Origin of the sequence: Komagataeibacter sucrofermentans DSM 15973 (assembly GCF_040581405.1) — a bacterium.
GTDB lineage: Bacteria > Pseudomonadota > Alphaproteobacteria > Acetobacterales > Acetobacteraceae > Komagataeibacter > Komagataeibacter sucrofermentans.
On the sequence record NZ_CP137157.1, the window covers coordinates 964,055 to 986,107 of the forward strand.

Annotated in this window: 17 protein-coding genes and 1 pseudogene; all 18 read right to left on the reverse strand. The window is 66.7% G+C overall.

The window, feature by feature from the left end; genetic code table 11:
• The 18 genes and pseudogenes from R5N89_RS04570 to R5N89_RS04650 all read right to left on the reverse strand — a co-directional run bounded on the left by R5N89_RS04570 (window position 1) and on the right by R5N89_RS04650 (window position 22,050).
• Window positions 1-1,128, reverse strand: a complete 1,128-nt coding sequence (locus R5N89_RS04570) for a BMP family ABC transporter substrate-binding protein (RefSeq protein WP_110569260.1) — start codon at window positions 1,126-1,128, stop codon at window positions 1-3.
• A 333-nt stretch (window positions 1,129-1,461) separates the two neighbouring features.
• Window positions 1,462-1,620 (reverse strand): hypothetical protein, encoded by a 159-nt coding sequence (locus R5N89_RS04575; RefSeq protein WP_167400871.1) that lies wholly within the window; start codon window positions 1,618-1,620, stop codon window positions 1,462-1,464.
• A gap of 7 nt (window positions 1,621-1,627) precedes the next feature.
• Window positions 1,628-3,775 (reverse strand): NAD-dependent DNA ligase LigA, encoded by a 2,148-nt coding sequence (gene ligA, locus R5N89_RS04580; RefSeq protein WP_110569259.1) that lies wholly within the window; start codon window positions 3,773-3,775, stop codon window positions 1,628-1,630.
• 1 nt (window position 3,776) lies between these two features.
• A complete protein-coding gene (recN, locus tag R5N89_RS04585; RefSeq protein WP_110569258.1) occupies window positions 3,777-5,498 on the reverse strand; it encodes a DNA repair protein RecN in 1,722 nt (573 codons plus the stop codon).
• A 39-nt stretch (window positions 5,499-5,537) separates the two neighbouring features.
• Window positions 5,538-6,422, reverse strand: coding sequence for an outer membrane protein assembly factor BamD (locus R5N89_RS04590; RefSeq protein ID WP_110569257.1), 885 nt, complete (start codon window positions 6,420-6,422; stop codon window positions 5,538-5,540).
• Window positions 6,423-6,504: 82 nt separating this feature from the next.
• A complete protein-coding gene (gene lpxC, locus R5N89_RS16355) occupies window positions 6,505-7,269 on the reverse strand; it encodes a UDP-3-O-acyl-N-acetylglucosamine deacetylase (protein WP_408887036.1) in 765 nt (254 codons plus the stop codon).
• Window positions 7,270-7,329: 60 nt separating this feature from the next.
• Window positions 7,330-8,616 (reverse strand): annotated as a pseudogene (gene ftsZ, locus R5N89_RS16360) (cell division protein FtsZ); the annotation flags it as partial.
• 78 nt (window positions 8,617-8,694) lie between these two features.
• Entirely contained in the window at window positions 8,695-10,101 is a 1,407-nt protein-coding gene (gene ftsA / locus R5N89_RS04600; RefSeq protein WP_110569254.1) for a cell division protein FtsA, read from the reverse strand.
• Complete coding sequence (locus tag R5N89_RS04605) at window positions 10,098-11,039, reverse strand: cell division protein FtsQ/DivIB (RefSeq protein ID WP_110569253.1); 942 nt, start codon at window positions 11,037-11,039, stop codon at window positions 10,098-10,100. The genes ftsA and R5N89_RS04605 overlap by 4 nt, the downstream gene beginning before the upstream one ends.
• Window positions 11,036-11,977: a D-alanine--D-alanine ligase gene (locus tag R5N89_RS04610; protein WP_110569252.1), complete on the reverse strand. Its 942-nt coding sequence runs from the start codon at window positions 11,975-11,977 to the stop codon at window positions 11,036-11,038. Before R5N89_RS04610 ends, R5N89_RS04605 begins: the two co-directional genes overlap by 4 nt.
• Window positions 11,974-12,945, reverse strand: a complete 972-nt coding sequence (gene murB, locus R5N89_RS04615) for a UDP-N-acetylmuramate dehydrogenase (protein ID WP_110569251.1) — start codon at window positions 12,943-12,945, stop codon at window positions 11,974-11,976. Before murB ends, R5N89_RS04610 begins: the two co-directional genes overlap by 4 nt.
• Window positions 12,942-14,390 (reverse strand): UDP-N-acetylmuramate--L-alanine ligase, encoded by a 1,449-nt coding sequence (murC, locus tag R5N89_RS04620; RefSeq protein ID WP_110569250.1) that lies wholly within the window; start codon window positions 14,388-14,390, stop codon window positions 12,942-12,944. The genes murB and murC overlap by 4 nt, the downstream gene beginning before the upstream one ends.
• Window positions 14,391-14,423: 33 nt before the next feature.
• On the reverse strand, window positions 14,424-15,539 hold the full coding sequence (murG, locus tag R5N89_RS04625; RefSeq protein WP_110569249.1) for an undecaprenyldiphospho-muramoylpentapeptide beta-N-acetylglucosaminyltransferase: 1,116 nt from the start codon (window positions 15,537-15,539) through the stop codon (window positions 14,424-14,426).
• Entirely contained in the window at window positions 15,536-16,702 is a 1,167-nt protein-coding gene (locus tag R5N89_RS04630; protein ID WP_110569248.1) for an FtsW/RodA/SpoVE family cell cycle protein, read from the reverse strand. Before R5N89_RS04630 ends, murG begins: the two co-directional genes overlap by 4 nt.
• Window positions 16,699-18,099, reverse strand: coding sequence for a UDP-N-acetylmuramoyl-L-alanine--D-glutamate ligase (gene murD, locus R5N89_RS04635; protein ID WP_110569247.1), 1,401 nt, complete (start codon window positions 18,097-18,099; stop codon window positions 16,699-16,701). Before murD ends, R5N89_RS04630 begins: the two co-directional genes overlap by 4 nt.
• Window positions 18,096-19,187: a phospho-N-acetylmuramoyl-pentapeptide-transferase gene (mraY, locus tag R5N89_RS04640; protein WP_110569246.1), complete on the reverse strand. Its 1,092-nt coding sequence runs from the start codon at window positions 19,185-19,187 to the stop codon at window positions 18,096-18,098. Before mraY ends, murD begins: the two co-directional genes overlap by 4 nt.
• Complete coding sequence (gene murF, locus R5N89_RS04645) at window positions 19,187-20,578, reverse strand: UDP-N-acetylmuramoyl-tripeptide--D-alanyl-D-alanine ligase (protein WP_110569245.1); 1,392 nt, start codon at window positions 20,576-20,578, stop codon at window positions 19,187-19,189. Before murF ends, mraY begins: the two co-directional genes overlap by 1 nt.
• Window positions 20,575-22,050 (reverse strand): UDP-N-acetylmuramoyl-L-alanyl-D-glutamate--2,6-diaminopimelate ligase, encoded by a 1,476-nt coding sequence (locus tag R5N89_RS04650; RefSeq protein ID WP_110569285.1) that lies wholly within the window; start codon window positions 22,048-22,050, stop codon window positions 20,575-20,577. Before R5N89_RS04650 ends, murF begins: the two co-directional genes overlap by 4 nt.
• Window positions 22,051-22,053: the final 3 nt, after the last annotated feature.

Genomic DNA, 22,053 nt, shown 5'->3' on the forward strand with positions numbered 1-22,053 from the left:
TTATTCAAGGCCCGATACTCCCGCCACCGCCCAGTCGGAGTGATAGATCTCGAGGTCGCTCAGCGCCGTGCCCGCAGGCACGCGCAGGCGGCCATGGTTATCGTATATGGGGCCGACAAAGGGGTTATGGCCCGCCAGCATGCGTGTGCGCATGTCATCGGCGCGGGCGACCGCCTCGGGCGGCACGGTCGGGCCCCATGCATCGCGGTCCACGCCGTGGCCCAGGGTCAGGAAATGCCCTTCCGGCTGCCAGGTGCCCGCCAGCAGGTTGCGCACCTGGCTTATGTAATACTCATTGAAGTCCAGGCACACGGAGCTGACATAGGCCTGCGGCCCGTAATCGAGCATGCCGGTGTTCCACATCGCTGCCTTCAGCCCGCGCTGCACGGCCACGCGTAGATAGGCCGGCTCATCCATGATGCCGCACAGGAAGTCACACCCGTTATCGGCCAGCGCGGTGGCTGCCTGCGTTGCCGCCTGCGGGTCGAACCAGGCATTGATGGTGATGCTCTGGAGCGTGATGGCCGGATTGACCGACTGCGCGCCCAGCAGCGTGGCATTGGCCGAGGCATAGACCGAGGGGATGGGAAACGCGCCCAGAAAGCCGATCTTGTTCGTTTTGGTCATGAGGGCTGCGGCAATGCCGATGACGTAGCTGGCATACCAGTGCGCCACGTAATACCAGCCCAGGTTGCCGGTCATGTTGGTGCCATCGCATTCCATAAACGCGACATCGGGCGCGCGGTCCGACACATCCTTGATGAAGTCGCCATATTCCGACGTGGCCATGACCATCTGCGCGCCCTCGGCCACGAACTGGCGGAACAGGCGCGTGGCATCAGCGGAGTAGGGCACGCTTTCCACATAGATGGTGCGCAGCTTGGGGAACGCGCGGCGCACGGCCTGCACGCCCCGGTCATGCACCATCGACCAGCCGCCATCGGTAATGGGGCCGGTATGGCCAAACGCCACGATGGCGTCGGATTCAGCCAGCGGCCTGCGCCATGCGGGCTGGGCCTGCGCCCGCGCGTGGCGGGGCAGCAGCAGGCTGGAGCCTGCGCCACCCGCAAGGCCCAGCATCTCGCGGCGCGTTGTCAGCAGCCGCCCCCGCGACCCTGAAACTGTCATAAGATGTCATCCCCCTGAAAATCCATGCCGCACCCCGTTGCGGCGGTCTGGCGTGCTGGTCGGTCTGGTGCTCCCGCGCGTGTCAGCCTGTACTCGGTTCCGGTATAAATGTTACGCGACAGGGCCATGCAAGGCCACAGTTATGTTGTGCATCAGGGTGTTGCCTTTTTTCAAAAAGGCGGTGGCTGATGCACCCGTTTCAGATCCGGGGCTGTGGGCGTTGCAGGCCGTATAATTCCACAACCGGTTTACGATCATCAAAATTCCCCCATGTCCGCACCACGATGAGGCCGTGCCTGAGCAGGAGCGCGAGCGTGACCCGGGCATCGATCGTCAGCGCCGTGCCCCACTTTCGGGCAGGGCAGCATAAAATGCCTGCACCCATGCCGTGGCGCGCCGGGTCACGACCGGCCAGGCACTCCCCGCGGGGCGACGGAAAGTTTCTTCGTGCTCCGGCTGGCAGGCAGGCCACACATGTTCGGGCTGCGGCATGCAGCTTTCAGCTTTCGGCCTGCGGGGCAGGCGGCATGCCCGCAAGGACGCGCCAGCTTGCCTCATCCATGGTATCAATGCCCAACTCGGTGGCCTTGCGGGCCTTGGAGCCAGCTTTTTCGCCCAGCACCACAAGATCGGTTTTTTTCGAGACGCTGTCCGACACACGTGCCCCCAGCCTCTCGGCCACGGCGCGGGCCTCGGGGCGGGTCATGGTGGTGAGCGTGCCGGTAAACACGATGGTCTTGCCCGACAGGCTGCCTTCCTCCGGCGCTTCCTCATCAAGCACGCGGGTCAGTTCGCCGGTCAGGTCATCCAGCGTGGCGCGGTTATGGGCCTCGGCAAAGAAGGCGACCAGTTCATCGGCAATGGTCGTGCCGATGCCCGTGATCGAGCCAAGTTCCAGCCGCTCGTCCGACCCCACGATGGCGGCCTTTTCCATCTGCGTGCGCCAGTTGGCCAGTGAGCCATAATGCCGCGCCAGCAGCTTTGCATTGCTGGTGCCAATGCGGCGGATGCCCAGCGCATAGATCAGGCGCGAGAGTTCAATGGTGCGTCGGGCTTCGATCGCATTGACCAGATTGCGCGCCGAGATCTTGCCCCAGCCATCACGGGCGGCGATTTCTGCCTCATGCGCGCCAAGGCGGAAGATATCCGCAGGCGTGCGCAGCCAGCCCAGTTCATGGAACTCGACAATGGTGCGGTCGCCCAGGCCATCAATATCAAACGCATCACGCGAGACAAAATGGATCAGACGCTCCACCACCTGCGCGGGGCAGGTCAGCCCGCCCGAGCACCGCCAGACCACTTCGCCCTCGGGCCGCTCGGCATGCGCGCCACAAACCGGGCAGGTATGGGGGAAGGTGAAGGGCTGCGTTTCACGGTCACGCGGCAGCACCACGCCAGTAACCTGCGGGATCACATCGCCCGCGCGCTGCACATGCACAAGATCGCCCTCGCGGATGTCCTTGCGCGCGATCTCGTCCTCATTATGCAGGCTGGCGCGGGTCACGATCACGCCGCCTACATTGACAGGCTCCAAAAACGCCACCGGTGTCAGCGCCCCGGTGCGGCCTACCTGAATGTCGATCTTTTCCAGCCGGGTGATGGCCTGCTCGGCGGGGAATTTCCAGGCCACCGCCCAGCGGGGCGCACGGCCTGCAAAGCCCAGGCGTTCCTGTAGCGCGCGGTCATCAAGCTTGTACACCACGCCGTCAATATCGTAATCCAGCCCCGAGCGCTCGCGCGTCAGGCGCTCCATGAAGGCTTCAGCGGCCTGCGCGTCGGGTACCTGCGTGCTCAGCGGATTGACGCGAAAGCCCCATTTGGCAAGCTGTTCCAGATAGCCATGATGCGTGGTGGGTAGCGGGCCATCGCAATAGCCTGCGGCATAGGCGAACAGCGAGAGCGGGCGCTTGGCCGTAATGGCGGGGTCAAGCTGGCGCAGCGAGCCTGCGGCGGCGTTGCGCGGGTTGGCAAACGGTTTCTCGCCCGCTTCTTCCTGCGCGGCGTTAAGGTCAAGAAACGCCTGCTTGGACAGGAAGATCTCGCCCCGGATCTCGATCGTATCAGGGAAGGGGGCGGCAAGTTGGTCGGGAATATCGCGCAATGTGCGCAGATTGGCGGTCACGTCCTCGCCTTCCGTGCCATCGCCGCGCGTGGTGCCGCGCACGAAGCGCCCGTGCACATAGGTCAGGCTGATCGACAGCCCGTCGATCTTGGGTTCCGCCACGAAGGAAAGCGCGCGCGCCTGCTCGTCGCCCAGACCAAGAAAGCGGGCGATGCGGCTGACAAAGCCCTCGAATTCCTCGCGCGAGAACACATTGTCCAGCGACAGCATGGGCACCATGTGCCGGTGGCGGCGGAAGGGGCCGCTGGCCGGCGCCCCCACCGTGAGGCTGGGGCTGTCAGATTGGGCGTGACGGGGAAATTCCAGCTCCAGCCGCGTGTTCAGGCGGCGCAGCGCGTCATAGGTGGCATCATCCACCACAGGCGCATCGTGCTGGTGGTAGGCGGCATCGAGCGCGGGCAGCAGGGTGGCAAGCTGCTTGAGCGTGGCGGCCGCATGGGCCTCGGTCTGCGCGTCTGCCGCATAATTGGCCAGTAGCGCGCGGGCCTGCGCGGCCAGTTCGTCGGTCGGGGCGGTAGTCGGCATGTCAGACCCCTTTCAGCAGGCTGTCGGCCGCGGCACGGGCGGCGGGGGTAATGGTGTCGCCTGAAAGCATGCGGGCGATTTCCTCGCGCCGTGCCTGTTCATCCAGCGGGGCGGCATGGGTTTCGGTGCGGCCTTTGTTCACGCTTTTGCTGATGCGCAGATGGGCATCACCGCGGGCTGCCACCTGCGGGCTGTGGGTCACGACCAGCACCTGCACGCTACGGCCCACGGTATAAAGCCGCTCACCAATGGCCGAGGCCGTGGCGCCGCCCACGCCGGAATCGACTTCATCAAACACCAGCGTGGGAATGGCCGAGCGCCCTGCCAGAACCACCTTGAGTGCGAGCATGAGGCGCGAAAGCTCGCCGCCCGAGGCCACCTTGGCCAGCGGCCCCGGCGGCTGGCCGGGGTTGGCCGCGATCAGGAACGAGGCCTGTTCCTTGCCCCGCGCGTTCCACGCTTCGGCCTCAAGCGGCACCAGGGATACGATAAAACGCGCGCGCTCCAGCTTGAGCGGCTTGAGCTCGGCCATCACCGCCTGCTCCAGCCTGCGGGCCGCCTTCTCTCGCGCGGCGGTCAGTTCAAGGGCAATTTCCTCAAACCGGGCGCGGGCCTCGGCCACGGCTTTCTCCAGCCCTTCAATGCGGGCATTGCCCGAATCGAGGACGGCCAGCCGTTCGGTAAAGGCGGCGAGCAGCCCCGGCAGTTCCGGCACGGACACGCCATGCTTGCGGGCCTCGGCGCGCAGGGCAAACAGGCGCTCCTCGGTCTGTTCCAGCAGGCGGGGATCGGCCTGTGCGTCAGAGGCCAGGCGCGAGAGCATGTTCTCGGCCTCTGCCAGTGCTTCTTCCGCGCGTTCGAGCGCATTGAGCGCTTCCTGTGCGGCGACCTGCTCGGCCGCGCCCACGGCCTCGGGGTTGAGGTCGGTGGGGGCGGGCAGCAGGCGCTGCAGGGCGCGGCTGGCATTGCGCAATGCGGAGGCCGGACCGGGGGAGCGCCGGTCGCGCGGGGCAAGGTCGGCCAGGGCCGCGGCAATGGCCTCGGCGCGGCGTTCGCCCTGCTGCAGCGCCTGGCGCAGGCCCGCAAGCTGGGCTTCCTCGTCCTCCTGCGGGGCGAGGGTGCCCAGATCATCCACCGCCTGGCGCAGCCAGTCTTCTTCACGCGCGGCATTTTCCATTTCCGCACGGGCCGCGGCGAGTTCCGCCGTGGCCTCGATCCATGTGCGGTAAGCGCTCGCCGTGCGGCCCCGCAGCGGGCCAGACACGCCAAAGGCATCGAGCAGGTCAAGATGGGTGGCCTGATCGGCCAGGCCCATCTGCTCGTGCTGGCCCTGAATTTCCACCAGCAGGGTGGCGGCGCGGCGCAGCAGGCTGACGGCAACGGGCTGGTCGTTGATATAGGCGCGCGAGCGGCCATCGGTCGTGACCACGCGGCGCAGCAGGATCGGCTCGCGCTCATCATCGAGCATGATGCCCTGCTCGCGCAGCAGTTCATGCAGCGGGTGGTCCGGTATGATCTCGAAACTGGCGCTGACACTGGCCTGCCCGCAGCCTGCGCGTACGAGCGAGGCACTGGCCCGCTCACCCAGAGCCAGGCCAAGGCTGTCAAGCAGTATGGACTTTCCTGCCCCGGTCTCGCCCGTCAGCACGGTCAGGCCGGGGGGGAAGGCGAGGTCCAGTTTTTCGATCAGGACCACGTCCCGTATCGAGAGCTGTGTCAGCATGATCGGTTCCTGTTCAGCACGAAGGATCGTTGGCGGAAATCAGAAAACCGAATGCCACGCCCGCTGGAAGACGTTGCGGCCCTGCTTGTGGTCCTTGCCATCCACGCCCTTGATAAGGTGGTGGGCGCGCAGATGGTCGTACGCATCCTCGTACCACTTGCTGCTGGGGTAGTTATAGGCCAGCACGGAGCCGGTCTTGCGGGCCTGTTCCAGCAGGCCCATGTCCAGATACACTTCAACCAGCCGCTCGAGCGCTTCGGGCACGTGGTTCGTGGTCTGGAAATCCTGCACCACGCGCTGGTAGCGCCCGGCGGCGGCGGGGAAGTCGTTCTGCTGCTGGTAGTAGCGGCCCACCAGCATTTCCTTGCCCGCCAGATGGTCGCGGCACAGATCGATCTTGAGCTGGGCATCACGCGCATACGGGCTTTGGGGGAAGCGGGTAATCACCTCTTCGAGCGCATCCATGGCCTCGATGGTGCCCTGCTGGTCGCGCTGCACGTCGGCTACCTGCTCATAATAGCAGAGCGCGCGCAGGTAGAAGGCATAGGCGGCATCGGAGCTGGTGGGATGCAGTTCCAGAAAGCGGTCAAGCTGCTGCACGGCCTCGGGGTATTTGTTGAGCAGGTAGTTGGCATACCCCTCCATCAACTGCGCATTGGCCGTGTACTGGGAGTAGGGGTAGTTGCGCTGAAGCGTGTCGAACTGGTTGACCGACAGCAGGTAACGGTCCGAGCGCAGGGCATCGACACCGTTATTGTACAATGTCTCGGCCGAGCCGACACGCGGCGCGCGCTCATTGATTGTGCTTGCGCTGTTGCCGCATGCCGCCAGCAGGCCCGCCAGAGGCAGGAACGCCAGCCAGCGTGCCGGCTGGTAGGGGCTGCGCAAAGGCTGCGGGGTTGATTGTGATATGCGTGCGAACATGCCAGCTCTTCCAGTTACGGGAGCTTTATATCATGTGCCGGGTGTGGGTGAAGTCTCCGCGTGCGGATTTCACACTCATCCATCACGCAGCCTGCGTGCAGGGCTGGCCCGCAGGCGTGCCGGCAGGGGCGACATGCCAGTTCGCCTTATCGGCAAACAGCTTGCGCAACAGGCTGTTATTGAGGGTATGCCCCGATTTGTGCCCCCTGAACCGCCCTTCGATCAGGCCGCCAGCCAGATACAGGTCGCCAATCGCATCAAGCACCTTATGGCGCACGAATTCATCGGGGTGGCGCAGGCCAGCGGGGTTGAGCACGCTGTCGCCATTGACCACCACGGCATTGTCGAGCGAGCCGCCACGTGCGAGGCCTATGGCATGCAGGTGCTCGATCTCGGGCTGGAGCACGAAGGTGCGCGCCCGGCTCAGGTGCTGGCGGAACAGGTGGCTGTCAACCTGCGTTGCATAGCGCTGCTGGCCAATGGCGGCAGCGGGAAAGTCGATGGAAATGTCAATGGCCAGCCCCGGCTGCGTGGCGGGGGAGAGCTCGGCAAAGGCATCGCCTTCTTCCACCCGTATGGGCCGGGTGACATGGATATGCTGGCGACGGGCCTCCTGCTGCCTGATCCCGGCGCATTCGAGCAGGAACACGAATTCGGCGGCTGAACCGTCAAATACCGGGATTTCCGGCCCATCCACCTCGACAAGCACGTTATCGATGCCACAGCCTGCGAGTGCCGCCATCAGGTGTTCCACCGTGGCAATGCGCGCGCCCTGTGATCCGTGGCCAAGCACCGTGCTCAGCTGGGTGTCCACCACCGTGTCGTAGCGGGCGGTGACGGGCGGCATGGTGCAGTCGGTGCGGTGAAAGACGATGCCGGTATTCTCTGCCGCGGGCGAGAGGCGCAGTGGCTCAGGCGCCTGGGGCCTGGCGTTTTCCGTAAACAAGGGCGAGCGGGGCGAACTGCGCTGCACCTGCGGCGGCACGGCATGGGGCGAGGGTGCGCGCGGCGGGGCAGGCGGGCGTTGCGCAGCGCCGGGAGCCGGGGCCTGGCCAGGCCGGGAGGGTGCCGCGTGTTGCTGTAGCGGCGGTGCGGAAGGCTGCTGCGGCGCGGCCTGTGCCGTAGTGGGGGCCGCAGGCGGTGCGGCGGCTTCCGGCGCGGGCTGCGCAGGGCTTACGGGTTCCGCAGCCTCGGCAGGCTGGCTGGCGCCCCGGCCTGCCGGCGGGTTGTCGATGCCCGTGGCCACGACCGAGACGCGGATCTTGCCATTAAGCGAGGTGTCGATGGCGGAACCGAAGATGATGTTGGCGTCTTCCGCCACTTCCTCGCGGATGCGGTTGGCCGCCTGATCCACCTCGAACAGGGTCAGATCCTCGCCGCCGGTGATGTTGATGAGCAGGCCCTGCGCGCCCTTCATCGAGGTATCTTCAAGCAGCGGGTTGGAGATCGCGGCCTCGGCTGCGGCAATGGCGCGGTTGTCGCCCTCGGCATCGCCCGTGCCCATCATCGCCTTGCCCATTTCCGCCATGATGGTGCGGATATCGGCAAAATCGAGGTTGACGAGGCCCGGTGCCATCATGAGGTCGGTCACGCCGCGCACGCCCATGTAAAGCACGTTGTCCGCCATCTTGAAGGCATCGCGCCAGCTCGTGCTCTCATTGGCCATGCGGAACAGGTTCTGGTTCGGGATCACGATCAGCGTGTCAACGAACTGCTGCAGTTCGGCAATGCCAGCCTCGGCCGACTTGGTGCGGCGCATGCCCTCGAACATGAAGGGCTTGGTCACCACGCCCACGGTCAGGATGCCGCGCTCGCGCGCCATGCGGGCAATGACCGGTGCCGCCCCCGTGCCGGTGCCGCCGCCCATGCCCGCGGTGATGAACACCATGTGCGCGCCATCAAGGTGGCGGGAGAGTTCATCGCACGCTTCTTCCGCCGCGGCGCGGCCGATCTCGGGCTTGGCGCCTGCGCCGAGGCCCTGCGTCAGATGCGGGCCAAGCTGGATGCGGCGGTCGGCCTTGCTGTGCGAAAGCTGCTGGGCATCCGTGTTGGCGACAATGAATTCCACCCCCTGCAACTGCGAATGGATCATGTTGTCCACCGCATTGGTACCACCACCGCCAACCCCGATCACTGTAATGCGGGGGGTGAAATCGGAATGATTCTGCTGCGGGATGGTCAGGTTGAGGGTCATGCTGGGCTCCCGATGGATGGGGGGTAGGCGTGCTGGCATACTAACGGCAAAAGTACAATAAATGGTTTCCGCGCAAGATCATACCCTATCACGTATGAAATCCACAAAACGTCTTACAAGACCGCCGGGGCGGGCGTCGCGCGTGTCGGGCTCGCCCATTTCATCGGCGGCGCCCGCAGCCCAGGCCAGTAATCCGGCCGAGGTGGAGAACATGGGCCAGGTCGCCGCGTTTTCAGGCAGGCCCACAATGCGGCGCGGGCGGCCAAGACGCACCTGCCGGTTGAGGATGCGCGCCGCCATGGGGCCGATTCCCTCAAGCAGCGAGCCGCCACCGGTCAGGATCACGCGGCCATCGGCAGCGGGGCCTACGGCCGCCATTTCCAGCCTGTCACGTATCATTTCCAGGGTTTCCTCCACGCGTGGATGTATGATCGAGACGATCTTTGAGCGTGAGATTCTGACATAATGATGGTCGTTATCGCCAATCAACTGCACGAGGATGGGATCATTATCATCGCCCGCGAGCAGTTCGGCCGAGCCATACATGGTCTTGAGCCGCTCGGCGCTGTCGATCGAGGTGGAAAGCCCTTGTGCAATATCGCGTGTAATATGCAGCCCCCCCACCGGAATCGTGGCGGTGTGCAGCAGCCTGCCTTCGCCAAACACCCCGATCGAGGTCAGCCCGCCGCCCATGTCCACCACGGTCGCGCCAAGGTTGCGCTCGTCCTCGCTCATCACCGCAAGCCCCGAGGCCAGGGGCGAGGACACCATGCCCGCAATCTTGAGTTCCACGCGTGAGAGCACGGCCTCAAGGTTGCGCAGCGCCGTGGTGTTGGCGTCGATCACATGCAGCCGCGCCGAGAGCAGGTCGCACAGGTGGCCGCGCGGGTCGAGCACTTCCTGCGTGTCATCCACCGCATAGTCGAGCGGCAGGGTATGGATGGCCGAGCGCCCTTCCGATACGGCACGCAGCCGCCCTTCGGCAATGATGCGGTTGACATCGGCCTTGGTGATCTCGCGCCCGCCAATGGGCCAGCGCGCATTGATGTGCCGGCTCTCGGGGTGACCGCATGACAGGTTGACGAAAATCGAATCGCGCCGCTCCGTCGCCATGTCCTCGGCCTGGGCCACGGCGTTGCGGATGGCCGATTCCGCCTCGCGCAGGTCCACGATTCCGCCCGAGCGCACCCCGTGCGAGCGCCGCCAGCCATGACCGAGGATACGGATGGTGTTGTCAGGTTCGCCGCGCCCGATCAGGCAGACGATCTTGGTCGAGCCGATATCAAGCACGCTGAACGGCCCGGTGCGCAGCTTGCGCGCGGGCATGCGCTCGGCGGCGGGCACAAGGGTTGCGGGCGCGCGCGGGCGGGGCACGCGCGCAGGCACGGCAGGCCCGCGGATGGCAGGCACCGCAGGGGGTGCCGGTGTGGTCGTGCGCGTTGCGGGAAGGGTCGTTTTGACCGGTCCCGGCACTGGATGGGTCATGCCCGCCTCCGTCTCAGGCCGTTATCGGGGGAAAGCCATGGCTGCTGCCGGGGGGCCTGGTCGCTTGTGGGGGCTGCCGGTGGCGGGCTGTCGCCCTGGTCAGGTCCATTATTGGTGTTGTCATTCGGCGTCACGGGGTTCTCACGGATGATCAGGCGGTCTGGCAGGCGCATGTCTATGGCGATGACGGGCCGGTCGAGTATTTTTATGGTTTCCTGCATTTGTGCAAGGCGCTTGAGCGCTGCCGCTTCCTGCCCTTCAGGCAGCAGGATGGTCGTGCCGTTGCGCAGCGTCAGGTTCCACCGGCGCTGCCCCACGCGGGCAGCGGCCACGACATGGCTGCTGACTTCGGGCTGGGCCGTGAGTTCATCAATCATGGCGGCGGCGGCAAGATTGGCGTCCGGCCCGACCACGAGCGGCAACTGGCGGAAGGCCTCGGCATCCTTGCCGGTCATGCCCTTGTCGCGCACCTGGTTGCCCGCCCGGTCGATCAGCATGAAATGTCCGTGATTCTGCCATACGGCAAAGGGCTGGCGTTCAAACAGGTGGATGAGAATGGTGCCCGGCAGGTGACGCTCGACCACCGAATGATCGACAAAGGGCAGCGCGTCGATGCGCTCACGCGCGGCCTTGACCGAAAAACCGAGAATGAAATCCCCCGTGCGCACGCCCAGCGCTTCCTGCAGGGCGCTTTCGCTGGTCAGCACGCAGCCGGTTACGTCAATTTCGGTCACGCGCAGCGGCAGCATGTTGATGATCCGCCCCCTGAGTGAGGCAAAGCGCGGGTCGGAGCCGACATGGCGCAGCGCTGTCACGCCACCCGCCACCAGCCCCGCCAGCACCAGCACCAGCAGGGCCGGGCGGATCAGGCGTTTCTGGCGGCGCAGGAAGATCGAAAGCCGGGAAGGGCGGTCGCCGCTGTCGGTCGGTCGCCTCATGTACGGCAGGTCGCCTGGTCAATCATCCACTGGCACAGCGTGGCGTAGTCCATGCCACAGGCGGCGGCCTGCTCGGGCAGGAGCGATGTGGGCGTCATGCCCGGCTGGGTGTTGGTTTCCAGAATCACGAGGCGGCTGGGCTGGTCTGTGCCCGCCGTGTCGTCATAGCGGAAGTCGGTGCGGCTCGCCCCCCGGCAACCCAGCGCGCGGTGGGTCGCCAGCGCCAGTTCGCGCGCCAGCTCGAAGGCCGCGGGGTGAATGCGCGCGGGCAGTTCGTGGCACGAGCCGCCAGCAGCGTATTTGGCCTGGTAGTCATAGAAGGTGGGGCCGCTGCCGGTGGGGGTGATGTCGGTTACGGTCAGGGCGCGGTCATGCAGCACGCCCACGGTCAGTTCGCGGCCGGGAATGTATTCCTCCACCAGCAAGTGGGTGCCGAATGTCCAGCTCCGTGCAATCTCGGCGCGGCGGTTGCTGCCCGCGCGGATGATCTCAACGCCCACCGATGACCCCTCGTTGAGCGGCTTGACCACATAGGGTGCGGGCAGCGGGTCGGCGGGTTCGAGTTCGGCGGGGGTGAGGCACAGGCCGGTGGCGATGGGCAGGCCGGCTGCGGCAAACACCGCGCGGGCGGCATCCTTGTCCATGGCGGTGGCCGAGGCCCGCACGCCGGAATGGGTGTAGGGGATGCCCATCCAGTCGAGTATGCCCTGAATCGACCCGTCCTCGCCAAAGCGGCCGTGCAGGGCGTTGAACACGGCGTCGGGCTGGCCTGCCTGCAGGTCGCGCACCAGCGCCAGCAGGTCAGCGCCGGGGTCGATGGTGTGCACGTCATGGCCCAGGCTGCGCAGCGCGTCCGCCACGTTGCGCCCGCTGTCGAGGCTGACTTCGCGCTCGGCGGAAAGACCGCCCATCAGCACGCAGATGCGGCGGCGTTTCATGTGTTTTCTCCCATGCCGTGAGGGGCAGGCCGCCCGAGGCGCTTTATTTCCCACCGCAGTGTGACGGCCGTGTGGTCATGCACGCGCTGGCGCACGACATCACCCAGCCGCTCAAGGTCGGCGGCGGTCGCGGTGCCGGTGTTGAGCATGAAGTTGCAGTGCTTCTCGCTCATCTGCGCGCCCCCCACCACAAGCCCCCGGCAGCCAGCGGCATCGATCAGCTCCCACGCCTTGCGCTCCGATTCGTCAGGGGCGGGATTGCGGAAGGTGGAGCCCCCCGTGCGCGCGCGCACCGGCTGGGCGCCTTCGCGCGCGGTGCGGATCTCGTCAATGCGCTGGCGGATGACCGCGGAGGGCGCTTCCTGCGCGTTGAGGCGTGCGCGCACCACCACGGCCTGCGGCGGCAGGGTGGCGTGGCGGTAGCCAAAATCAAGCGAGGCGGCGGGCAGGCGCAGCAGCCCGCCATCGCGGGTCACGATCTCCACCCAGTCCAGCACCGTGGCCATGTCCGAGCCGTAGGCGCCTGCGTTCATGGCCACCGCGCCGCCGATCGAGCCGGGAATGCCCGCCAGGAATTCAAGCCCCGCCAGGCCTGCTTCGGCGGCATGTTCGGCCACCGTCATGTCCAGGCAGGCAGCGCCCACGATCAGGCCATCGCCATCGCGGCGGATGGTGGAAAAGCCACGGGCGAGGCGAATGACCAGCCCGTCAATCCCGCCATCGCGCACGATCACGTTCGAGCATGCGCCCAGCGGCAACACCGGCACCTCAAGCGGCAGGCGCCCCAGTGCCTGCGCCAGATCCTCGGCGCATGCGGGCTGGAACAATAGCTCAGCCGCGCCACCCACGCGGAACCATGTGCGCGGGCCAAGGGCGGCCTGCGGGGTCAGGCGGCCACGGGGGCGGAATTCGTCCGTGTCCAGAACCTGCGCCCATTGCGGCAGGGGGGTGGCGGGGCCAGCGGTCATGAATGGGCATCCGCCTTCTGGGCGGGGGCATGGGCAATGCCCTGCAGTTCCGCCAGCTGGGCAGGCAGCGCCTGCGCCCAGTTGGTGATGCTGCCAGCGCCAAGGCACACCACGAAGTCACCGGGGCGGGCGATGGCGTTGATCATTTCCGCCAGATGTTCCGGCCCCGGCAGCGGCACGACCGAGCGGTGCCCGCGCTCGCGCAGGCCCTCGACCAGCGCATCGCGGTCGATGCCCTCGATCGGCTGCTCGCCTGCGGCATACACATCGGCAATGATGACCGTGCCCGCATCGTTCATGCAGGTGCAGAACTCGTTGAACAGGCTCTTGAGGCGTGAATAGCGGTGCGGCTGCATCACCGCGATCACGTTGCCCGCGCCCGCCTGCCTTGCTGCCTTGAGCACGGCTGCGATCTCGACGGGGTGATGGCCATAATCATCGATGATGGTGATGCCACCGGTCTCGCCCGTGCGGGTAAAGCGGCGCTTGACGCCACGGAAGGCGGCGAAGGCCGAGCGGATGGTGGCGTCGTCGATTTCCATCTCGGTGCCCACCGCAATCGCCGCCAGCGCGTTCTGCACGTTGTGGTGGCCCAGCATGGGCAGGCGGAACGGCCCCGCCCGGCGCGAGCGGTTGCGGTTGCGGTTGGTGATCACGACCTCGAAGGTTGCGCCGAGCTTGTCGGTAATCACCTTCTCGGCGCGCACATCCGCCTGCGGCGAGAAGCCGTAGGTGATGATGCGGTGGTCGGACAGGCGCGGAATCATCTGCTGCACGGCGGGGTGGTCGATGCACAGCACGGCAAAGCCATAGAACGGAATGTTCGAAACGAACTGGTCATAGGCCGCCTGCATCGCCTCTTCCGTGCCCCAGTGGTCGAGGTGCTCGGGGTCCATGTTGGTGACCACCGTAATGACCGAAGGCAGGCGCAGGAAGGAGCCATCGCTCTCATCGGCCTCGACCACCATCCAGTCGCCCGAGCCCATGCGGGTGTTGGTGCCATAGGCCTCGATAATGCCGCCATTGATGACCGTGGGGTCAAGCTTGGCGGCCTCGAGCACGGCGGCGACAAGGCTGGTGGTGGTGGTCTTGCCATGCGTGCCGCCAACAGCCACCGACCAGCGCAGGCGCATCAGCTCGGCCAGCATCTCGGCGCGGCGCACCACCGGGATCAGCCGCGCGCGCGCGGCCACCACCTCGGGGTTGTCGCGCTTGACGGCGGTGGAGGTGACCACCACCTGCGCGCCGCCAAGGTTGTCCGCGTCATGGCCGATGGTGACGGGAATGCCGGACGCACGCAGGCGCGCGACATTGGCGCTCTCGGCAATGTCGGAGCCCTGCACCGCATAGCCAAGCATGTGCAGCACTTCGGCAATGCCGGACATGCCAATTCCGCCAATGCCGACGAAATGAATGGTGCCAATCGAAAGGGGCAGGGCTCTCATCTACTCAGGTCTCCGTATTCGCGCTGCCGGGAATTAAGCGGTGCGGGGCGTGTCAGGCAAGCGGGCTTCTATCATATCGGCCAGAAGGCGGGCGGCATCGGGGCGGCCAAGGCGGCTCGCGGCCTGCGCCGTGCGGGCGAGCAGGTCGCGGTCAGCGAGCAATGTGGTCAGGCGCTGCGTGAGCGCGGGCGCGGTAAATGCGGGCTGGCGGATCATCCACGCAGCCCCCGCGTCAACCAGCGCCTGTGCGTTGGCACCCTGTTCATCACGCGCGGCAATGGGCAGCGGCACCAGCAGGGCAGGGCGGCCCGCCACCGTCAGTTCTGCCACCGATGAACCGCCCGCCCGGCCAATCACCAGATGGGCTGCCCGCAACAGGCCGGGCACGTCATCAAGAAAGGGGGCTATGGTGGCGGGAATGCCAGCCGTTTTATAGGCGGCCTGCACGCGCGCCACATCCTCGGCGCGGGCCTGCTGGGTGACCTGCAGCCGCGCGCGCAGCGCGGGCGGCAGGGCGGCAAGGGCTGGGGGCACCACGTCGCTGAACACGCGGGCGCCGAGCGAGCCACCCCACACCAGCAGCCTGAGCACGCCATTGGAGGGTTCATAGCCTTCCCCCGCCAGTGCCGCGATATCGGGCCGCACCGGCATGCCGGTCAGCGTGGTGGGCACCCTGGCAGGCACGCCCGCTACCGTGGGGAAGGACGTGGCGATGCCATCCATGCGCGGGGCCAGGAAGCCATTGGCCTTGCCCAGCACCGCATTGCCTTCATGGATGAACAGCAGCGGGCGGTGTTTTTTGCCCAGCAGGCTGCCGCCCAGCAGTGGCGGCACGGAGGGGTAGCCGCCAAAGCCGATGATGGCGGCAGGGCGAATGCGGCCAATGATGCCGCGCGCCTGCAGCGTGCCGCGCGCCAGCGCCAGTGCTGCCCGGCTGGCCCGCATCAGGCCGCGCCCGGCAATGCCCGCGCCGGGCAGCACGAACTGCTGGCGCCCGGCAAACACGCCGCTTTCGCGCCCGCCGGCGCGCTGGTCGGTCATGAGGATGATGTCATGCCCCCGGCGCACCAGTTCGCAGGCCAGCGCCTCGGCGGGGAAGAAATGGCCGCCGGTGCCCCCGGCTGCCACGGCAATGCAGTGATGGGTCATGACGATACTCTCTGTGCGGGGGATGGGGCTGGCGTAAACTGCCCGAAGCGGTTCTCGTTGGGCCGGTTGCGGGTCAGCGCCAGCACCAGCCCGATGGTCAGCGCCACCGACATGGCCGATGAGCCGCCATAGGAAATGAACGGCAGCGTCATGCCTTTGGTCGGGATGAGGTGCAGCGTCGAGCCCATGTTGACAAAGGCCTGCAGGCCGAAGCCTGTCACCAGCCCCGCTGTTGCCACCGCAATGAAGGGATCATTCTCGCGCAGCAGCTTGAGCAGCGTGCGGATGACGATGGTGGCGAACACGCCAATAATGAACAGGCACACCAGCATGCCGAACTCCTCGCCCGCCACCGCGAACACGAAATCGGCGTGCGCATCGGGCAGCAGGTCCTTAACCCGGCCTTCACCCGGCCCGCGCCCCAGCAGGCCGCCATTGCCAAAGGCGCGTAGTGCCGTGTCGATCTGGTAATGGTCACCCACGGCAGGGTGCAAAAACCGCTCCACGCGCGAGCGCACGTGCGGAAACACCATATACGCGCCAATAAACGCCGCCACCATGCTGGCAACACCTGCGCCGACCAGGAACAGACTCAGCCCATCAACAAAAAGCTGCGCCAGGAATACGGTGGTAATCACGCTCAGCATGCCGATATCGGGCTGCGACTTGAGCAGCAGCAGCACGAGCGCGAACAGCCCCAGCGCCACCAGCAGGCCGGGAAAATACGCCCGCGTCTTGCGCTCGGTCAGCAGCCAGGCGGTGACCACGGCAAAGAAGGGCTTGAGAAATTCGGATGGCTGGACCGACATCATGGGCAGCGCGATCCACCGCCGCGCGCCCTTGATCTCGATGCCATGCACCAGGGTGAGGAAGGTGGCGCCGAGTGCGAGCACGAAGCCGATCCACCCCACCATCCGCACCCCGCGCAGCGAAAGCAGCGAGGTGGTGCATACGATCACCGCCGCGAGCACCAGAAAGACGACCTGCTTGAAAATGAACATATCGCGCGAGGCACCAATGCGCACGGCCACGGCCGGGCTTGCCGCCAGCATCAGGATATAGCCGAACCCGATCAGGATACCCACGCAGATCAGCGTGACTCGGTCGATGCTCCGCCACCATCGCGCCAGATGCGAGGTGTTTATGCGCGACAGGTTGCTCATTGCGTGCCGGTGCCCTCCGGCTTCGCCACAAGGGCCTGCACAAGGGCTGCAAAGCGCGCGCCACGGGCTTCAAAACCGCTGAACTGGTCAAAGCTTGCGCAGGCGGGCGAAAGCATCACCACATCCACGCCCAGCGCGCGGGCGGCCTCGTATGCCTCGGGCACGGCGCGCTCAAGGGTTTCGACAATGCGGTAGGGCACCTTGTGCTGGGCAAGGGTGCGGGCCAGCACCGGCGCATCGCGCCCGATCAGCAGCGCCAGCGCCACGCGCCCGAACAGGGGGGCAAGCGGCTCGATCCCGCCCGCCTTGGCTGTGCCACCCGCAATCCACACCATGCGCTCATGGCAGGCGAGCGCGCGGGCCGTGGCATCGGCATTGGTGGCCTTGCTGTCATTGATGAAGCGGACGCCATCATGGTTGCCCACGGTTTTCTGCCGGTGGTCCAGCGCGCTGAAGCTGCGCAGCGCGCCCTCTACCGCAGCCCGCGGCATGCCCAGATGCAGCGCCATGGCGGTGGCGGCAGCCGCGTTCTCGCGGTTATGGGTGCCGGGCAGGTCGGGCACATGGGTCATGTCGGCAATCACGCCGTGGCGGTCGCACAGCGCATGCGGCGTGCAGTAGAAATCGCATTGCGGTATGTCCGCGCCGCTGATGCAGGCCACGGTGGCGCGGGTTGGCGCAAGCAGGCGGTTCAGGCTGGCATAATCGGGCAGGGTCGCGCCCAGAACGGCCAGATCGCCCGGCCCCTGATGGTCGAACACATGCATCTTGGCCCGCGTGTAGCCGGTCATGTCGCCATGGCGGTCAAGGTGGTCAGGCGTCAGGTTGAGCAGGCAGGCGGCATCGAAATGCAGCCGCTCCAGCCGCTCCAGCATGTACGATGACATTTCCAGCACGTACACGCCATCATCAGGCAGCAGCGGCAGGCTGAGCGCCGCAGGACCAAGGTTGCCGCCAACTGCCACCGGAATGCCGCCACAGGCCAGCATATGCGCCAGCAGCACGGTGGTGGTGGACTTGCCATTGGTGCCGGTAATGCCCGCAAAGCGTGCCCGCCCGCCCGCCGCCCGCAGGGCGCGGAACAGCAGTTCGGCATCCGACAGGATCGGCACGCCGGCCTCCATTGCCATGGTGGCCAGCGGATGCGGGCTGGGCAGGCGGTGCGGAATGCCCGGTGAAAGCACGAGGGCGGCCAGCCCCAGCATGTTGGTGAAGGGGGCGACCTTCAGGTGCGGGTGGGCGGCAAGCGCCTCACGGGCCTCGGACCGGTCATCCCATGCCTGCACGCTGGCCCCCATGGTCAGCAGGGCGGTGACAGCAGCATGGCCGTTACGGCCCAGCCCGGCCACGCCATAATGGTGGCCCGCGAACAGGGTGGGGGGGAAGGTGCCGCTCACCGCAGTTTCAGCGTGGCCAGACCACACAGCCCCAGCACGATGGACACGATCCAGAACCGGATCACGATCTTGGATTCCGCCCAGCCCTTTTTCTCGAAATGGTGGTGCAGCGGCGCCATCAGGAACACGCGCCGCCCGGTGCGCTTGTACCAGAACACCTGAATGATGACCGAAAGCGTTTCCACCACGAACAGCCCGCCCACGATGCACAGCACCAGTTCATGCTTGACCGCAACGGCCACGGCCCCAAGCGCGCCACCCAGCGCGAGCGAGCCGGTATCACCCATGAACACGGCCGCAGGCGGGGCGTTGAACCACAGAAAGCCCAGCCCCGCGCCCACAAGGGCGGAGCAGAACACCCCAAGTTCGCCCGTGCCGGGCACGGCGTGCAGTTGCAGGTAGTCGGCAAACACATGGTTGCCCACGAGGTAGGAAATCAGCGCGAATACGAGGGCTGCGACAATGACCGGCACGATGGCCAGCCCGTCGAGCCCGTCGGTAAAGTTCACGGCGTTGCCAAACCCGGTAATGGTGATCATGGCAAACAGCGGAAAGGCGTAGCCCAGCGGCAGCAGCAGGTCTTTCACGAACGGAAAGGCGAGGTGGTTGGCCAGATCAGGCGGCATCATGTGTTCGAGCCAGAGGCCGCCGATCAGCGAGGCCCCGAACTCGCAGCCCAGACGCATGCGCTTGGACACGCCATCGGTATTGCGGCGTGACAGCTTGAGGTAGTCATCGGCAAAGCCCACCGCGCCAAAGGCCGCCGTGGTGAGCATGACAGCCCAGACAAAGCCGTTGGTCAGGTCGGCCCACAGCAGGGTCGAGCCGAATAGCGAGAGCAGGATCAGCACGCCGCCCATGGTGGGGGTGCCGACCTTTTCAATCAGGTGGCGCTCCGGCCCGAGCTTGCGGATGGGCTGGCCGCCACGCTGGATGCGGCGCAGCTGCGCGATCAGCGGGTTGCCCAGGCACAGGCTGATGACCAGTGCGGTCAGGCACGCAGCCCCCGAGCGGAACGTGATGTAGCGAAACAGGTTGAGCACGGAGGTATGGGCCGTGGCATGGTGCTCGAACAGGTCATAGAGCATCAGGCCGGTCCCACCCGGGCATCATCTTCGCGCAGGGCGGCCACGACATGGCGCATGCGGCTGCCAAGGCTGCCCTTGACCATAACCGTATCGCCCGCGCGCAGGGCTGCGCGCACCAGGGGGGCAAGGGTGGTGGAATCCGGCGTCCAGGCCCCGCGTAGGGCAGGAGGCAGGCTGTCAAAAAGTATTTTCATATTCGGGCCGCAACAGAAGACAGCATCCGCGTTTGCACGGACGGCAGGGAGAAGGGAGGCATGCTCATGCCGCGCAAATGCGCCGAGTTCAAGCATGTCGCCCAGCACGGCGATGCGCCGCCCCGTGGCAACCAGCCCGAGCAGGTCAAGTGCGGCGCGGACAGAGGCCGGGGAGGCATTATAGCTTTCATCAAGCAGGGCAACATTGTCATGCATCACCTTTGCAATCGCGCCCCGCCCGGCGCCGGGGCGGAAAGTGGCAAGGCCCGCTACGGCAAGGTTCATGTCAGCACCCGCCGCATCCGCCGCCGCGAGCGCCAGCATGGCGTTATCGGCCATGTGCCGCCCTGGCGCGTTGACGCGCGCCACGCCCTGCCAGTCCGGCAGCGTGAGGGAGAAGGTGCTGCCATGCGCATCCTGCGCCACGTCATGTGCCCGCGCCGCGCAGTCCGGCGTTGTACCCACGCGCCACAGCGTGGCGCCCTTCTGGCCAGCGTTGCGTTCAAAATGGTCATGTCCCGTAATTCCGGCGGGGATGACGGCGGTGCCGCCCGCGGGCAGGGCCAGCAGGAGTTCGGCCTTTTCGTGCGCAATGGCGTCGATGCTGCCCATCAGCCCCAGATGCGATGCGGCGACCGTGGTCACCACCGCCACGTCGGGGCGCACCATGGCGGCGAGCGGCGCGATCTCGCCTGCATGGTTCATGCCGATCTCGCACACGCAGTAGGCTGCCGTGGCGGGCAGGCGGGCGAGTGTGAGCGGCACGCCCCAATGATTGTTATAAGACGCCACGGCGCCATGGGTCGGCCCGCACGCATTCAGGGCCGCTTTCAGCATGTCCTTGACCGAGGTCTTGCCCACGCTGCCGGTCACGGCCAGCATGCGGCCCGTAAAGCGCGCGCGGGCGAAACGGGCCATGCCCTGCATGGCGGCCAGCGTGTCGCCCACCATCAGGATGCGCGGATCATCACCACAGGGCTCATGCGCCACGACGGCTGCAGCGTCCGCGGCAAGGGCGGTGGCGACATGGGCGTGCCCGTTGCTGTTCTCGCCCTTCAGCGCGATGAATACATCGCCGGGCTGGAGCGTGCGGGTATCGATCGAGACGCCGGTGCCCGCAATGACCACGTCGCCTGATGACGGAAAACGCCCCGATGTCGCGGCCTCAAGGTCCGCGCGGCTCCATAGCACTGTCATTCAGTCCCCGTCGTCAGGCCACGGATCACCGTGGCATCATCAAATGGCAGCACCGCATCACCCACGATCTGCCCCTGTTCATGGCCCTTGCCCGCCACCACCAGTACGTCGCCCGCGCCGAGCATGTCGAGGCCCGCCGCAATGGCCTGCCTGCGGTCACCGATCTCGATGGCGCCAGGGCTGGCCGCCATGATGGCCGCGCGAATGGCGTCGGGCGGCTCGCTGCGGGGGTTGTCATCGGTTACGATCACGGTGTCGGCCAGTTGCGTGGCGGTGGCGCCCATCACGGGCCGCTTGCCCCGGTCGCGGTCGCCGCCAGCCCCCATCACGATCACCAGCCTGCCCGGCGTGTGGGGGCGCAGCGAGTTCAGCAGCCGGGCGATGGCATCGGGCGTGTGGGCGTAATCGACATAGGCGGCGGCTCCGCCCGGCAGCACGGCGGCGCGTTCCAGCCTGCCACGCACGCCATGCAGGTGCGGCAGGAGGGCGAGCGCGCGCGCGGGCGCATCGTCCGCGCTGCCTGAAAGCGCTGCGGCCATGAGCAGGTTATCGACCTGAAAGCGCCCGACCAGCTTCACGCTGACCGCGCATTCCCCCGCAGGGGTGGCGATGCGCAGGTCCTGCCCCATGGGGGTGGCGCGGGCGGACAGCAGGCGCAGGCTCTCGCCCTGTGTGCCGGTGGTGCGCAGCACGAGGTTGCGGCGTTGGGCAATGGCGCGCACGGCAGCGCAGGTCTCGGCGTCCATGTCCGCATTGAGGGCGGCAATGCCCCCTTCGGGCAGAATCGTGTCGAACAGGCGCAGCTTGGCGGCGCGGTAGTGCGCGGCAGTGCCGTGATAGTCCAGATGGTCACGCGTGAGGTTGCTGAAACCTGCGGCATAGGGCGTGATGCCATCGAGCCTGCGCTGTTCCAGCCCGTGCGATGACGCCTCGATGGCGACATGCTCGACCCCGCCCGCCGCCATTGCGCCGAGCAGGCGCATCAGGCCCACGCTGTCGGGCGTGGTGAGCACGGGGCCGCAATCAGGCAGCGGGCAGGGGGCAACTGCGCCCAGCGTGCCGATGGTGCCTGCCTGCAAACCCTGCAGCGCCCAGATCTGGCGCAGGAATTCCGCCGTGCTGGTCTTGCCATTGGTGCCGGTAATGGCCGCGATATGGGCAGGCAGGCGGGGGGCGAGCGCGCGCGCGATCAGGGCCATCGCGCGGCGCGCATCGTCCACCTGCACGCAGGCAACGCCCGGCGGCGGCACGAAATCGGGATCGGCCTGCACCAGCACGGCCGCAACGCCATTGGCCACGGCCTGCGGAATATAAGCCCGCCCATCCACCCGCGTGCCGCGCAGGGCGGCAAAGATCACGCCGGGGCCGGTTGCGCGGCTGTCTGCCGTAATGGCGGTAACGGGGCCGGTTGCGGCAGGCACGGGCCGCGCGACGGCAACGCCTGCGCGGTGCAGGACTTCGGTCAGGTCCATGCG

Bases quoted from the DNA above. Each gene is read 5' to 3' on its own strand.
- R5N89_RS04570 (WP_110569260.1), bottom strand. From the start codon at position 1,128: ATGACAGTTTCAGGGTCGCGGGGGCGGCTGCTGACAACGCGCCGCGAG.
- R5N89_RS04575 (WP_167400871.1), bottom strand. From the start codon at position 1,620: ATGCCGCAGCCCGAACATGTGTGGCCTGCCTGCCAGCCGGAGCACGAA.
- ligA (WP_110569259.1), bottom strand. From the start codon at position 3,775: ATGCCGACTACCGCCCCGACCGACGAACTGGCCGCGCAGGCCCGCGCG.
- recN (WP_110569258.1), bottom strand. From the start codon at position 5,498: ATGCTGACACAGCTCTCGATACGGGACGTGGTCCTGATCGAAAAACTG.
- R5N89_RS04590 (WP_110569257.1), bottom strand. From the start codon at position 6,422: ATGTTCGCACGCATATCACAATCAACCCCGCAGCCTTTGCGCAGCCCC.
- lpxC (WP_408887036.1), bottom strand. From the start codon at position 7,269: ATGCCGCCCGTCACCGCCCGCTACGACACGGTGGTGGACACCCAGCTG.
- ftsA (WP_110569254.1), bottom strand. From the start codon at position 10,101: ATGACCCATCCAGTGCCGGGACCGGTCAAAACGACCCTTCCCGCAACG.
- R5N89_RS04605 (WP_110569253.1), bottom strand. From the start codon at position 11,039: ATGAGGCGACCGACCGACAGCGGCGACCGCCCTTCCCGGCTTTCGATC.
- R5N89_RS04610 (WP_110569252.1), bottom strand. From the start codon at position 11,977: ATGAAACGCCGCCGCATCTGCGTGCTGATGGGCGGTCTTTCCGCCGAG.
- murB (WP_110569251.1), bottom strand. From the start codon at position 12,945: ATGACCGCTGGCCCCGCCACCCCCCTGCCGCAATGGGCGCAGGTTCTG.
- murC (WP_110569250.1), bottom strand. From the start codon at position 14,390: ATGAGAGCCCTGCCCCTTTCGATTGGCACCATTCATTTCGTCGGCATT.
- murG (WP_110569249.1), bottom strand. From the start codon at position 15,539: ATGACCCATCACTGCATTGCCGTGGCAGCCGGGGGCACCGGCGGCCAT.
- R5N89_RS04630 (WP_110569248.1), bottom strand. From the start codon at position 16,702: ATGAGCAACCTGTCGCGCATAAACACCTCGCATCTGGCGCGATGGTGG.
- mraY (WP_110569246.1), bottom strand. From the start codon at position 19,187: ATGCTCTATGACCTGTTCGAGCACCATGCCACGGCCCATACCTCCGTG.
- murF (WP_110569245.1), bottom strand. From the start codon at position 20,578: ATGACAGTGCTATGGAGCCGCGCGGACCTTGAGGCCGCGACATCGGGG.
- R5N89_RS04650 (WP_110569285.1), bottom strand. From the start codon at position 22,050: ATGGACCTGACCGAAGTCCTGCACCGCGCAGGCGTTGCCGTCGCGCGG.